The organism is Actinophytocola xinjiangensis (assembly GCF_001921215.1).
In the GTDB taxonomy this organism is placed as follows: Bacteria; Actinomycetota; Actinomycetes; order Mycobacteriales; family Pseudonocardiaceae; genus Actinophytocola; species Actinophytocola xinjiangensis.
Genome location: NZ_MSIF01000045.1, coordinates 1 through 11,813 on the forward strand (window position 1 = coordinate 1; position 11,813 = coordinate 11,813).

Annotated in this window: 12 protein-coding genes; 11 read left to right on the top strand and 1 reads right to left on the bottom strand. The window is 72.8% G+C overall.

Annotated features, from left to right (window positions below):
* The first annotated feature begins 273 nt into the window (after positions 1-273).
* Together lysS and BLA60_RS40895 are read left to right on the top strand one after the other, a co-directional pair.
* Positions 274-1,941, top strand: a complete 1,668-nt coding sequence (gene lysS, locus BLA60_RS40890) for a lysine--tRNA ligase (protein WP_075138487.1) — start codon at positions 274-276, stop codon at positions 1,939-1,941.
* Between the two features lie 85 nt (positions 1,942-2,026).
* Positions 2,027-3,547 (top strand): AfsR/SARP family transcriptional regulator, encoded by a 1,521-nt coding sequence (locus BLA60_RS40895; RefSeq protein ID WP_075138488.1) that lies wholly within the window; start codon positions 2,027-2,029, stop codon positions 3,545-3,547.
* Here the strand turns inward: BLA60_RS40895 and BLA60_RS40900 are convergent.
* Complete coding sequence (locus BLA60_RS40900) at positions 3,477-4,703, bottom strand: MFS transporter (RefSeq protein WP_075138489.1); 1,227 nt, start codon at positions 4,701-4,703, stop codon at positions 3,477-3,479. The genes BLA60_RS40895 and BLA60_RS40900 overlap by 71 nt on opposite strands.
* Positions 4,704-4,775: 72 nt before the next feature.
* Between BLA60_RS40900 and BLA60_RS40905 the strand changes: the two genes are divergently transcribed.
* From BLA60_RS40905 to BLA60_RS40945, 9 genes are all read left to right on the top strand, one after another.
* Positions 4,776-5,648: a winged helix-turn-helix transcriptional regulator gene (locus BLA60_RS40905; protein WP_075138490.1), complete on the top strand. Its 873-nt coding sequence runs from the start codon at positions 4,776-4,778 to the stop codon at positions 5,646-5,648.
* Positions 5,649-5,686: 38 nt separating this feature from the next.
* A complete protein-coding gene (locus BLA60_RS40910; RefSeq protein WP_084736163.1) occupies positions 5,687-6,193 on the top strand; it encodes a PadR family transcriptional regulator in 507 nt (168 codons plus the stop codon).
* Between the two features lie 80 nt (positions 6,194-6,273).
* Positions 6,274-6,672 carry a TOBE domain-containing protein gene (locus BLA60_RS40915; RefSeq protein ID WP_075138491.1) on the top strand — a complete coding sequence of 133 codons (399 nt, stop codon included), beginning with the start codon at positions 6,274-6,276 and terminating at the stop codon, positions 6,670-6,672.
* Between the two features lies 1 nt (position 6,673).
* Positions 6,674-7,474 (top strand): molybdate ABC transporter substrate-binding protein, encoded by an 801-nt coding sequence (modA, locus tag BLA60_RS40920; protein WP_075138492.1) that lies wholly within the window; start codon positions 6,674-6,676, stop codon positions 7,472-7,474.
* A complete protein-coding gene (gene modB, locus BLA60_RS40925) occupies positions 7,471-8,280 on the top strand; it encodes a molybdate ABC transporter permease subunit (RefSeq protein ID WP_075138493.1) in 810 nt (269 codons plus the stop codon). Before modA ends, modB begins: the two co-directional genes overlap by 4 nt.
* Positions 8,277-9,326, top strand: coding sequence for an ABC transporter ATP-binding protein (locus BLA60_RS40930; protein ID WP_075138494.1), 1,050 nt, complete (start codon positions 8,277-8,279; stop codon positions 9,324-9,326). The genes modB and BLA60_RS40930 overlap by 4 nt, the downstream gene beginning before the upstream one ends.
* 42 nt (positions 9,327-9,368) lie before the next feature.
* Entirely contained in the window at positions 9,369-9,644 is a 276-nt protein-coding gene (locus BLA60_RS40935; RefSeq protein ID WP_075138495.1) for a PadR family transcriptional regulator, read from the top strand.
* A 32-nt stretch (positions 9,645-9,676) separates the two neighbouring features.
* The gene (locus BLA60_RS40940) at positions 9,677-10,864 is read left to right on the top strand and encodes a metal-dependent hydrolase family protein (RefSeq protein WP_075138496.1); all 1,188 of its coding nucleotides are present in this window, start codon (positions 9,677-9,679) and stop codon (positions 10,862-10,864) included.
* A gap of 64 nt (positions 10,865-10,928) precedes the next feature.
* A complete protein-coding gene (locus BLA60_RS40945) occupies positions 10,929-11,798 on the top strand; it encodes a universal stress protein (protein ID WP_075138497.1) in 870 nt (289 codons plus the stop codon).
* The last annotated feature ends 15 nt before the right edge of the window (positions 11,799-11,813 follow it).

The window sequence follows — 11,813 nt, forward strand, 5'->3', positions numbered from 1 at the left end:
GGACATCAGCAATCACATGATCAACGAGACCGTGCCCGCCCCATCAACTGGGTGATCGACTTTGCCGACCCCCTGCCACCCTCTCCGGGGGCACCCCTCAGGCCCATTCTACTCGGGAAACAGGTTGTGAAGCCTTCTCCGGGCGCCGCCTGTGGACAACTCGAAGCACCCCACAACCCCACCGAACCACCCGGACCCGGAACCACCAAAAAACCCCATCACCAGCGCTGATAGTTTTGCCTCGAACACAGGTAACGCGCAGCGGAGGGGTTCGTGGTCGAGTCAGGGTTGAGCTGGGTCCAACGTGCGGCGGACGCGGCGATCGAACACGCCACCCGCCGGGGCGACGGCCGGACCATCGTCTGCGCCTCCGGCGTCTCCCCGTCGGGTCCGATTCACCTGGGCAACCTGCGCGAGGTGATGACCGCCCATTTCGTGGCCGAGGAGATCCGTTCGCGGGGCCGCGACGCGGTCCACCTGCACTCCTGGGACGACTACGACCGCTTCCGCAAGGTCCCGGCCGGCCTGGACGAGAGCCTGGCCGAGTACGTCGGCCGCCCGCTGGCGGCGGTGCCGGACCCGGACGGTGTGCACGACTCCTACGCGTCCCGGTTCATCGCCGAGTTCAGTGCCTCGCTGGACCGGCTTGGGGTGCGGATGCGGGAGGTCCGCCAGTCCGAGCAGTACCCGGCGGGTGTCTACAACGCCGCGATCCGCCAGGCCATGGACCGGCGCGGTGACGTGTTCGACATTCTCGCGTCCTTCCAGACCGAGGGTCGCCACGACCAGCCGGTGGAGCAGCGGCGCGCGGCCTACTACCCGTTCAAGCCGTACTGCCAGGTCTGCGGCAAGGACTTCACCACGGTCACCGGCTACGCCGGCACGGTGGTGGAGTACCGCTGCCGCTTCGGGCACACCGGGAGCATGTCGCTGGCCGACGGCGAGCGGATCTCCGGGAAGCTGGTGTGGAAGGTCGACTGGCCGATGCGCTGGGTCCACGAGGGTGTGGACTTCGAGTCGGCCGGTGAGGACCACCACGCGCCGTCGAGCAGCGTCGCCTCGGGCACGGTGTTGATCAGGGAGATCTACGGCGGGACGGTGCCGCACTCGTTCCCGTACTCGTTCGTCGGGCTCGCCGGCGGTTCGAGCAAGATGTCCGGTTCGGCCGGTGGTGCGGCGATCCCCGCGACCGCGCTCGACGTGCTCGAACCGGCGATCGTGCGCTGGCTCTACGTGCGCCGGCTGCCGTCCCAGTCGTTCACGATCGACCTGTCGCCGCGGGCGGTGCAGCGTCTGTACGACGAGTGGGACCAGTTCGGTGAGCGCGCGGCGGTGGGGGAGTCGGGGGTGGACGCGCACCTGCACGAGGTGTGTGTGCGGACCTCGGCGGGTGAGATCGAGCACGCCCGGCTGCCGGTCTCGTTCCGCCTGCTGTCCTCGGCGGCCGACCTGACCCAGGCCAACACCGACCAGATCGAGCGCCTGGTGCGGCTGCACCTGGACAAGCCGGACGCCGCGCCGGGCCACGACGCGCTGCTCGCCGACCTCGAACCCCGCCTGACCTGCGCGATCAACTACGCGACGAAGCTGCTCACGCCGCAGGAGCGCACCACGGTGCGCACCGAGTTCAACCAGGACGCCTGGAACGACCTCGACGAGCAGACCCGGGCCGGTGTCCACCTGCTCGACCAGCACCTGGCCGACGACTGGACCCTCGACGGCCTGACGACTCTGGTCTACGGCGTGCCCAAGCAACTGCGGGGCCTGCCGCTGGACACCCCGCCGACCCCGGAGCTGAAGAAGGCCCAGCGCTCGTTCTTCGCCGCGCTCTACCGCCTGCTCTGTTCACGCGACACCGGCCCCCGCCTGCCGACGCTGCTGCTCTCGATCGGCCAGCAACGGGTCCACACCCTGCTCGGCGGTGCCCCCACCACCGGGTGAGCGTGTGATGTAAGCGCCAGGAAAGTGGCGGAGGAGATCATGCTGATGGATCCCGCACCGTCGCGAGCACGAGGCAACGAAGCACATGTCATCAGCACAATTACGCCCTACCCACCTGGAGTTCCGGCTGCTCGGGGCGCTGGAACTGTCCATCGGGGGCGAACGGCACCCACTGGGCGGTTCGCGCCAGGAGAAGGTGCTCACCCTGCTGCTGCTCAACGGCAACCGGGTGGTGGCGACGACCACGATGGTCGACGCGCTCTGGGACGATCCGCCGGTGACCGGGCGGCGCCAGGTGCACAACGCGGTCGCGCGGATCCGCCAGATCCTCGGTGACCGGCGCGAGGTCATCACCACCGACGGCCCCGGCTACCGCCTGCGGGTGGCCGACGACTACCGGTTCAGCAACGCGGTGGTCAGCGCCCGCCGGGAGGCGGCCGGCGGCTCGTGGCGGGCGGCGGCGCGGGCGGTCGCTGCCGGCCTGGAGCTGTGGCGGGGGCCGGCGCTCAACGGCGTGTCCGGGGCGATGTTCCTGGCCGCGGCGGCCAGGCTCGACGAGGAACGGATCGCCGCGCGGGAGCTGCTCACGGCGTGCCGCCTGGAAATGGGTGAGGCCGCGAGCCTGGTCCCCGAACTGACCGAGCTCATCGCCGAGCACCCGCTGCGGGAGAACCTGCGCCGCCAGCTGATGCTCGCGCTGTACCGCTCGGGCCGGCAGGCGGGGGCGCTGGAGCTCTACGAGCAGACCAGGGCGCTGTTGGCCGACGAACTGGGCCTGGTGCCCAGCCCCGACCTCGACCTGCTGCACCAGCGGGTGCTGCGCAACGACCCCGCGCTCGACCTGCCGGTCACCCGGTCGCCCGGCCCGGTGACCTCGGTGTTCGCCACCAGACCCAACTCGCTGCCGCGTGAGGCCGCCGACTTCGTCGGCCGGGCGGCGGAGCTGAAGCAGCTCCGGGCGGCGATGCCGGCCGCGATCGTGACCCTGGACGGCATGGCCGGGATCGGGAAGACCGCCCTCGCCGTGCGGCTGGCCCACCTGGTCGCCGGCCACTACCCCGACGGCCTGCTGTTCGTCGACCTCCACGGCTACACCGACGGGCGGGCACCGCTGAGCCCGGCGACCGCCCTGGACGTCCTGCTGCGCGGGCTCGGTGTGCCGGCGGACCAGGTGCCGGCCGATCTGACGGCGCGCGCCGACCGCTGGCGCTCACAGGTGGCCACCCGGCGGATACTGGTCGTGGTGGACAACGCCCGCGACGCCGACCAGGTCCGCCCGCTGCTGCCGGGCGCGCCGGGCGCCGGGGTGATCGTCACCAGCCGCCGCAGGCTGGCCGCCTTCAACGTCTCCTACCGCCAGCTGAGCAGCCGCCAGCGCGCGTTGTGTGCCGAGGATCGCCGAGCCACACCGGTGCGACGAGGTGTCCTGGCATCCGAGGCACCGGCTGCCGGCCACCGTGCTGCCCTACCTGCCGGCGGTGCTGGCCGACCTGCCGCCGCCCGGCCGGCTCACCGTGATCGGCTGGTGAGCCCGGTCAGGCCGGCTGGTCGACCGGCGCGGCGGCCGGCTCGTCGGTCAGGTCGCGCAGCCGGCGCACCGCGCTGAACTGGAGCAGCGCGGGCGCGGCGAGCACGAGGACGCAGCACACCCACAGCGCGGTCCGGGTACCGAACGCGGTCCCCAACGCGCCGGCGGTCAGCGCGCCGAACGGGATCGCGCCCCAGGACACGAACCGGACGGTCGCCATCACCCTGGACAGCAGCTCCGGCGGGCTGGCGACCTGCCGGTGGGTCCTGGCGGCGATGGAGAACACCGCGACCCCGGCCCCGAACCCGATGTTGGCCAGCGCGAACACGACCATCCCCGGCGCACCCGTGCCCACCGGCATGAACAGCGCGCACACCCCGCCGCCGGCGGTGGCCACCCGGCACGCGCGGGCGCTGCCCAGCCGGGTGATCATCCTGGTCGCGACGGCCGCGCCGAGCAGGCTGCCGGCGCCGTCCGCGGCGATCAGCACACCGACCAGCGCCGGACCGGCCAGCAGGTCGCGCACCAGGAACACCGGGATGAGCGCGAGCAGCGCGCCGGAGGCGAAGTTGACGGCGGTGGCGGTGAACAGACACGGCCGCATGACCGGGTGGCGCACCACGAACCGCCAGCCCTCGCGGATCTGCTCGGCCATCCTCGGCCGGTTCCCGGCGGCGGGCTGCTCGCCCCGGGGCAGTCCCCGCAGCAGCACCGCCGAGACGAGGAAGCTGACCGCGTCGAGCAGCAGGGTCGGCACCGCGCCGAGCAGTTGGACCAGCAGGCCGCCAAGGCCGGGTCCGCCGAGCTGGGTCGTCGAGTGGGTCCCGGAGACCAGGCTGTTGCGCGCGGTCAGTTCCTCGCGGCTGACGATCGAGGGCAGGAAGGTCGAGTTCCCGACGTCGAACACCACGTTGGCCAGGCTGATCAGCAGCGCCGCGACGACCAGGTGGGCGATGGTGAGCCGGTCGAACCACCAGGCGAGCGGGATCGACCCGATGGCCACCGCGCGGACCACGTCCATCACCACCTGGGTGGCGCGCAGCGGCAGCCGCAGCACGATCACCCCGGCCGGCAGGCCGATCAGCACCCACGCGAGGTAGGAGGCGGCGGTGATCAGGCTGATCTCGAACGCCGAGGCGTTCAGGGTGCTGACCGCCACCAGCGGCAGCGCCACCGCGGTGACCGAGGTGCCGAGGTTGCTGACCGTCATGGCCGTCCAGTAACGCCAGAACATTCGGCTCTCCCCCCAGTAGGCGAGTTAGTTTACAATCGGAACTCACTCGTTGGTCAAGGTTTCGGGGACGGCATGAGGCATCGCGAGCTGGCCGAGGCGGACTGTGCGATCGCCCAGGCCCTCGGCGTGGTGGGCGACTGGTGGACGCTGCTGATCGTGCGGGACATCGCCGGCGGCACCACCCGCTTCGACGCCCTGCGCGACGAACTGGACATCAGCCGCAAGACCCTGGCCGAACGGCTCAAGGCGCTCACGGCGGCGGGCGTGCTCACCCGGGTCGCCTACTCGCGGCACCCGCCGCGCCACGAGTACCACCTGACCGACAGCGGCCGGGGCCTGCTGCCGGTCCTGGTCGCCCTCCAGGACTGGGGAACCCGGTTCGTGGGCGGCGACGGGTCGCTGACCGGGTCCAGTGCCCCGACCTCGACCGAGACACGGCGGGTGCACGCGCTGGTCGGCCGGACCCTCCCGGAGATCGCCCTGCGGTCGGACACCGGCACCCCGGTCGACCCCGCGCCGGGATCCTGGACGGTGCTCTACGCGTTCCCCGGTGCCTTCGCCCCGGGCACCAACCCGTTCCCGCCCGACTGGAGCGACATCCCCGGCGCGACCGGCTGCACCCTGGAGTCGACGACCTACCGCGACCGGCACGCCGAGTTCGACCGGCTGGGGGTGGCGGTGCACGGGCTGAGCACCCAGCGGCCCGACCAACTGCGGGCCTTCTCCGAGCACGCGTCCCTGCCCTTCCCGCTGCTCTCCGACGAGGACCTGAGGCTGACCGCCGCGCTGCGGCTGCCCACGTTCCGGGCGGGTGGCGTCGACCGGATCAAGCGGCTGACCCTGGTCCTCGACCCGGCCAGGACCGTTCGGGCCGTCCAGTTCCCGGTCCCCGACCCCGCCGGCTCGGTCGAGGACTCGCTGGCCACCGTCGCGTCCCTGAGCTGACCCGCCGGTGAGCGAAATGCCCGGTTACCCTCACCGGCGTGGAGTGGTCGTTGCCGGAGTGGACGGTGCTGGGCGTGGTGCGGGAGCGCCCGGCGCACGGGTTCGCCATCGCGGCGTTGACCGCCAGGGGCGGGGAACTGGGCCAGGTCTGGCAGATGCCCCGGCCGGTCGTCTACCGGGCACTGTCCCGCCTGGCCGAGGCGGGCCTGGTCGAACCGGCCGAGGTCGAGTCCGAGGGCGGCCCGCCCCGCACCGTCTACGCGATCACCCCCACCGGCCGCGCGGCGGTCGACGAGTGGCTGGCCACCCCGGTGGCCCACGTCCGTGAGCTGCGCTCGCACCTGCTGATGAAGCTGGCCCTGCTGGACCGGCGGGGCCTGCCGGTCGAACCGCTGGTCACCGTTCAGCGAGCGGCCCTGGAACCGGTCCTGGCCGCACTGGCCGACGAACGGGAACACGCCGAGGGCTTCCCCTCGGTCCTGCTGACCTGGCGACACGGCAACGTCGCCGCCGCCCTCCACTTCCTTGACGGCCTGCTCGGCTGAGTCCGGCTCGCCCACCACAGTCGCGTTCGCGGCATCACAGACCGGTTGAAGTCCGTGTTCGCGGGGTTAGACTCCCAGGCATGCCGAAAGTGCGGATCAGTGAGGCGGCCGACCTGTTGGGGGTCAGCGACGACACCGTGCGTCGCTGGGTCGACCAGGGCCGCCTCCCGGTGGTGCAGGGGGACAACAACCGCAAGGCCATCGAGGGCCACGAGCTGGCCGCGTTCCTGATCCGCCAGGCGGAGGCGCCGGACCCGGGCGTGACCGTCGCCCGGTCCGCGCGCAACCAGATGAAGGGGATCGTCACCCGAGTGGTGAAGGACGGGGTGATGGCGCAGGTTGAGATGCAGGCCGGGGCCTTCCGGATCGTCTCGCTGATGAGCCGGGAGGCCGCGGACGAGCTCGGCCTGGAGGTCGGCAGCATCGCCGTCGCCTCGATCAAGTCCACCCACGTCGTCGTCGAGATCCCGGAGGGCTGAGATGTCGCGTTTCGTCCCTGTCCTCGCGGTGGTCGCCGCGCTGGCCGTCGCCGGCTGCAGCTCCAGCGACCCCGGCGCGTCCGACGGCGAGAGCACCGGCACGTCCGGGCCGGCGGCGCCGGAGGTCACCGGTGACCTCACCGTGTTCGCCGCCGCGTCACTGACCGAGACGTTCACCGAGCTGGGCGAGAACTTCGAGGCCGCCAACCCGGAGGTGAGCGTCACCTTCAACTTCGCCGGCAGCTCCGCGCTCGCCAAGCAGATCAACGAGGGCGCGCCGGCCGACGTGTTCGCCTCCGCCGCGCCGAGGAACATGACCGAGACGACCGACACCGGCGCCGTCACCGCCGACCCGGTCACCTTCGTGACCAACACGCTGGAGATCGCCGTCCCGGCCGGCAACCCGGCGGGCGTCACGGGCCTGGCCGACTTCGGCAAGGAGGACCTGAAGATCGGCCTGTGCGCCGAGCAGGTCCCCTGCGGCGCCGCGTCGAAGAAGGTCTTCGAGGCCGCCGGTGTCACCCCGGCGCCGGACACCCTCGAACAGGACGTCAAGGCCGTGCTGACGAAGGTCTCGCTCGGCGAGGTCGACGCCGCCCTGGTCTACCGGACCGACGTGAAGGCCGCCGGCGACAAGGTCGAGGGCATCGAGTTCCCCGAGTCGGCCGACGCCGTCAACGACTACCCGATCGCGCCGTGCGCGCAGGCTCCCAACCCGCAGGCCGCGCAGGCGTTCATCGACTACGTGCTCTCCCAGGAGGGGCAGGCCGTGCTGACCGAGGCGGGCTTCGGGACTCCATGACAGGTCGGGCCCGCGCTGCCCGGCGGGGACGGCTTCCGGTCGTCCTCGCCGTTCCGGCGCTGATCGGCCTCGCGTTCCTCATCGTCCCGCTCGCCGGGCTGCTGGTCCGCGCGCCGTGGACCTCGCTGGGCGAGCAGCTGTTCAGCGAGGCCGTCGGCCAGGCGCTGCTGCTGTCGGTGGTCTGTGCCAGCCTCGCCACCCTGGTGTGCCTGGTGCTGGGCGTTCCGCTGGCCTGGCTGCTGGCCCGCGCGAACCTGCCGGGCCGGGGCGTGCTGCGCGCGCTGGTCACCGTGCCGCTGGTGCTGCCGCCGGTCGTCGGCGGGGTCGCGCTGCTGCTGGTGCTGGGCCGGCGCGGCATCATCGGCGAGCACCTCGACGCGTGGTTCGGCATCTCGCTGCCGTTCACCACGGCCGGCGTGGTGATCGCCGAGGCGTTCGTGGCCATGCCGTTCCTGGTGATCTCGGTGGAGGGCGCGCTGCGCGGCGCCGACCCCCGGTTCGAGGAGGCGGCGGCGACGCTGGGCGCGTCCCGCTGGTACACCTTCCGTCGGGTCACGTTGCCCTCGATCGCGCCGGGGCTGGTGGCCGGCACGGTGCTGTGCTGGGCGCGGGCGCTGGGCGAGTTCGGCGCCACCATCACCTTCGCCGGGAACTTCCCGGGAAAGACCACCACGATGCCGCTGGCGGTCTACCTCGCGCTGGAGACCGACCCGGGAGCGGCGATCGTGCTGTCCATCGTGTTGCTGCTGTTGTCGGTCGTGGTCCTGGTGAGCCTGCGGGACCGTTGGATCTCCACGCCGTCATGACCCTGCGCGCCGAGCTGACCGTCACCCGCCGCTCCGGTTTCCGGCTGGAGCTGGACCTGCCGATCGCGCCGGGACAGGTGGTGGCGCTGCTGGGGCCCAACGGCGCCGGCAAGACCACCGCCCTGCGCACGCTGGCCGGACTGCTGCCGGTCACCGAGGGGTCGATCAGCCTGGACGACCAGGTGTGGGACCGGCCGCCGTCGGTGTTCGTGGCGCCCGAGGACCGGCCGGTGGGCGTGGTGTTCCAGGACTACCTGCTGTTCAACCACCTCAGCGCGGTGGAGAACGTGGCGTTCGGGCTGCGCGCGCGGGGCACGCCCCGGCACGAGGCGCGCGAGCGGGCGCGGACGTGGCTGGACACGGTCGGCCTGCGTGAGCACCACGACACCCGGCCGCGCCGGCTGTCCGGCGGCCAGGCCCAGCGGGTGGCGCTGGCCAGGGCGTTGGCCACCGACCCCGGGCTGCTGCTGCTCGACGAGCCGCTGGCCGCGCTGGACGCGAGTACCCGGATGAGCGTCCGGGCGGAGCTGGGCCGTCACCTGGCCGCCTATCCCGGCCACACCCTGCTGGTCACCCACGACCCGCTGGACGCGATGGTCCTGGCCGACACCCTGGTGATCATCGAGGGCGGCCGGATCGTCCAGCAGGGGCCGCCGGCGCTGGTGGCCCGCCAGCCGCGCACCGACTACGTCGCCCACCTCGTCGGCCTGAACCTGTACCGGGGCAGCGCCGAGGGCACGGTGGTGACGTTGGACAGCGGGACGCTCACCGTCGCCGAGCCGGTCACCGGGCCGGTGCACGTGGCGTTCCCGCCGGCGGCGGTGAGCCTGCATCCCGAGCCGCCGCACGGCAGCCCGCGCAACAGCTGGCCGGTGACCGTGGCCGGCATCGAGCAGCACGCGCACACCGTGCGGGTCCGTCTCGACGGCGCGCCGCCGGTGCTCGCCGACGTCACCCCGGCGACCGTCGCGGACCTGCACCTGGCGCCGGGCCTTCGGCTGTGCGCCACGGTGAAGGCAACCGAGATCACTACCTATCCCAGCTGAACTCGACTAGTCTCACTGTTACTAGTGGGACGGGGGCGGGTCATGGTCACGGAACCGGAGCTGGACGTGCTGGAGGTGCTGCGGGCAGCCGCCGACCGGGGCGAACGCATGCACGGCTGGGAGGTCGTCGAGACGGTCCGACGCTCGGGCGCCACCGTCCACCGCGTCCTCGACCAACTCGAACACGCCGGCCGCCTGGTCGCCGAGTGGGACGCCGCCGCGTCCGGCCGCGACCGCCGCCGCTGGTACACCCTCACCCCCGACGGCCTGGCGTGGGCCGTCGAGGTGCTGACCAGGTTCCGCACGGCCGGACTGTAGGTTCGGGGGAGCCGGCCCCGAGGAGAGTGTCCATGAGCAGTCTGTCGATCACCAACGTCGCCGTGTTCGACGGTGAGTCCGCCGAACTCGTCGAGGGGCCGGTGCACGTCGAGGACGGTCGGATCGTCGACATCGGTGGGACCTTCACCGCCGAGCGGGTGATCGACGGTCGCGGTGGGACAGTCCTTCCCGGACTGATCGACGCGCACTTCCACGCCTACGGCATCTCGCTGGACATGCTGGTGATCGAGGGCCGGCCACTGAGCTACGTCGCCCTGGTGGCGGCGCGGCGGCTGTCGGCGGCGCTGCGCCGGGGCTTCACCACCGTGCGCGACGTCGCCGGTGGGGACGCCGGCCTGGCGCTGGCCATCGAGGAGGGCCTCACGCCCGCGCCGAGGTACCTGTTCACCGGCGCCGCGCTGAGCCAGACCGGCGGGCACGGCGACCCGCGCGGCACCGAGACCGACGTGTGCGGCTGCGGGGCGCACATGACCGAGGTCGTCGACGGCGTCGAGGCCGTGCGGCTCGCGGTCCGCGACCGGTTCCGGCGCGGGGCGCACGCCATCAAGATCATGACCTCCGGCGGGGTCATGTCGCCATCGGACCCGATCCGGATCCCGCAGTACTCGGCCGAGGAGATCCGCGCGGCCACCGACGAGGCCGCGCGCCGGGGAAGCTACGTCGCCGCGCACGCCTACTCGCCGGAGGCCATCCGGCACTCGGTGACCAACGGCGTGCGGTCCATCGAGCACGGCAACCTGATGGACACCGAGACCGCCGCGCTGATGGCCGAGTACGGCGCGTACCTGGTGCCGACCCTGGCCACCTACGACGCGCTCAACCGGCGCAGCGCCGAGGTCGGGCTGGCGCCGGTGTCGGTCGCCAAGAACAGCGAGGTGCTCGACGCCGGCGCCAAGGCCGTGGGGCTGGCCCGCGCGGCCGGCGTGCCGGTCGGGTTCGGCACCGACCTGATGGGCGCCCTGCAGAACGAACAACTCCAGGGACTGCGCCTGCAGGTCGAGATCGACGGCCCGGTCACCGCGCTGCGTTCGGCCACCTCGGTCAACGCCGACCTGATCGGGCGGGCCGACCTCGGCCGTGTCCAGGTCGGCTGTGCCGCCGACCTGCTGCTGCTGCCCGGCGACCCGCTCGCCGACCCCGCCCTGCTGTGGGACGAGCCGCACCGCACGGTCGTGCAGGGCGGCGAACCCGTTTCCTGACCGGGCGCGACCTCCCCACTGCGGCTAGTTTCACAGGGAAACCAGACGGGGAGGAGCGACGGTCGTGGCGAACAATCACCCGGTCGTGGTCGGGGTGGACGGGTCGGAACCGGCGACGCAGGCCGTGCGCTGGGCGGCCGGGGAGGCCGCCCGGCGCGGCCGGACGCTGCGGCTCGTGCACGCCGGCCGGGCGACGCTGCCCCGGCCGCTGCCCGCCGAGGACCTGGCGGCGCTGCGCGAGCAGGTGGACCGCTGGCTCACCGAGGGGCGGGCCGCCGCCGTGGCCGTCGAACCGGACCTTCCACTTGAGACGTCCTCGGTGGACGCCGCGCCGGTCGACGGGCTGCTGAGGGCGGCGTCCTCGGCGGCGCTGCTGGTGGTCGGCAACCGCGGTCGCGGCGGGTTCACCGGGTTGCTGCTCGGGTCCACCTCGGTCGCGCTCGCCGGCCGGGCGCCGTGCCCGGTGGTCGTCGTGCGGGGCGAGGAAACCCCCGGCGGGTCGGTGGTCGTCGGCGTCGACGGGACGCCGATGGGGGAGGCGGCGGTCGAGTTCGCCTTCGAGGAAGCCGCGACACGCGGCGCCGACCTGGTCGCCGTGCACTGCTGGGCCGACCCGGCGGTGTCGGCCGGCGTCGCCACCGGGGTGTTCTCCATCGACTACGACCTCTACGAACGCGAGGCCGGCCAGGTGCTGGCCGGGCGCCTGGCCGGCTGGCAGGAGAAGTACCCCGACGTGCGGGTCACCCGCGCGGTCGTCCGCGACCACCCCACCCAGGCGCTGCTGCACTTCGCGTTGACCGCGCGGCTGGTGGTCGTCGGCAGCCGGGGGCGCGGCGGGTTCGCCGGTCTGGTGCTCGGCTCCACCTCCCAGTACCTGCTCCAGCACGCCCCCTGCCCGGTCGCGGTGGTGCGCGTCGACCACCAGTCGGACTGACCGGCCTCACCAGCC

Excerpts from the sequence above, each read along its gene's own strand:
- BLA60_RS40895 (WP_075138488.1), top strand. The coding sequence starts at position 2,027 with ATGTCATCAGCACAATTACGCCCTACCCACCTGGAGTTCCGGCTGCTC.
- BLA60_RS40900 (WP_075138489.1), bottom strand. The coding sequence starts at position 4,703 with ATGTTCTGGCGTTACTGGACGGCCATGACGGTCAGCAACCTCGGCACC.
- BLA60_RS40905 (WP_075138490.1), top strand. The coding sequence starts at position 4,776 with ATGAGGCATCGCGAGCTGGCCGAGGCGGACTGTGCGATCGCCCAGGCC.
- BLA60_RS40915 (WP_075138491.1), top strand. The coding sequence starts at position 6,274 with ATGCCGAAAGTGCGGATCAGTGAGGCGGCCGACCTGTTGGGGGTCAGC.
- modA (WP_075138492.1), top strand. The coding sequence starts at position 6,674 with ATGTCGCGTTTCGTCCCTGTCCTCGCGGTGGTCGCCGCGCTGGCCGTC.
- modB (WP_075138493.1), top strand. The coding sequence starts at position 7,471 with ATGACAGGTCGGGCCCGCGCTGCCCGGCGGGGACGGCTTCCGGTCGTC.
- BLA60_RS40930 (WP_075138494.1), top strand. The coding sequence starts at position 8,277 with ATGACCCTGCGCGCCGAGCTGACCGTCACCCGCCGCTCCGGTTTCCGG.
- BLA60_RS40935 (WP_075138495.1), top strand. The coding sequence starts at position 9,369 with ATGGTCACGGAACCGGAGCTGGACGTGCTGGAGGTGCTGCGGGCAGCC.
- BLA60_RS40940 (WP_075138496.1), top strand. The coding sequence starts at position 9,677 with ATGAGCAGTCTGTCGATCACCAACGTCGCCGTGTTCGACGGTGAGTCC.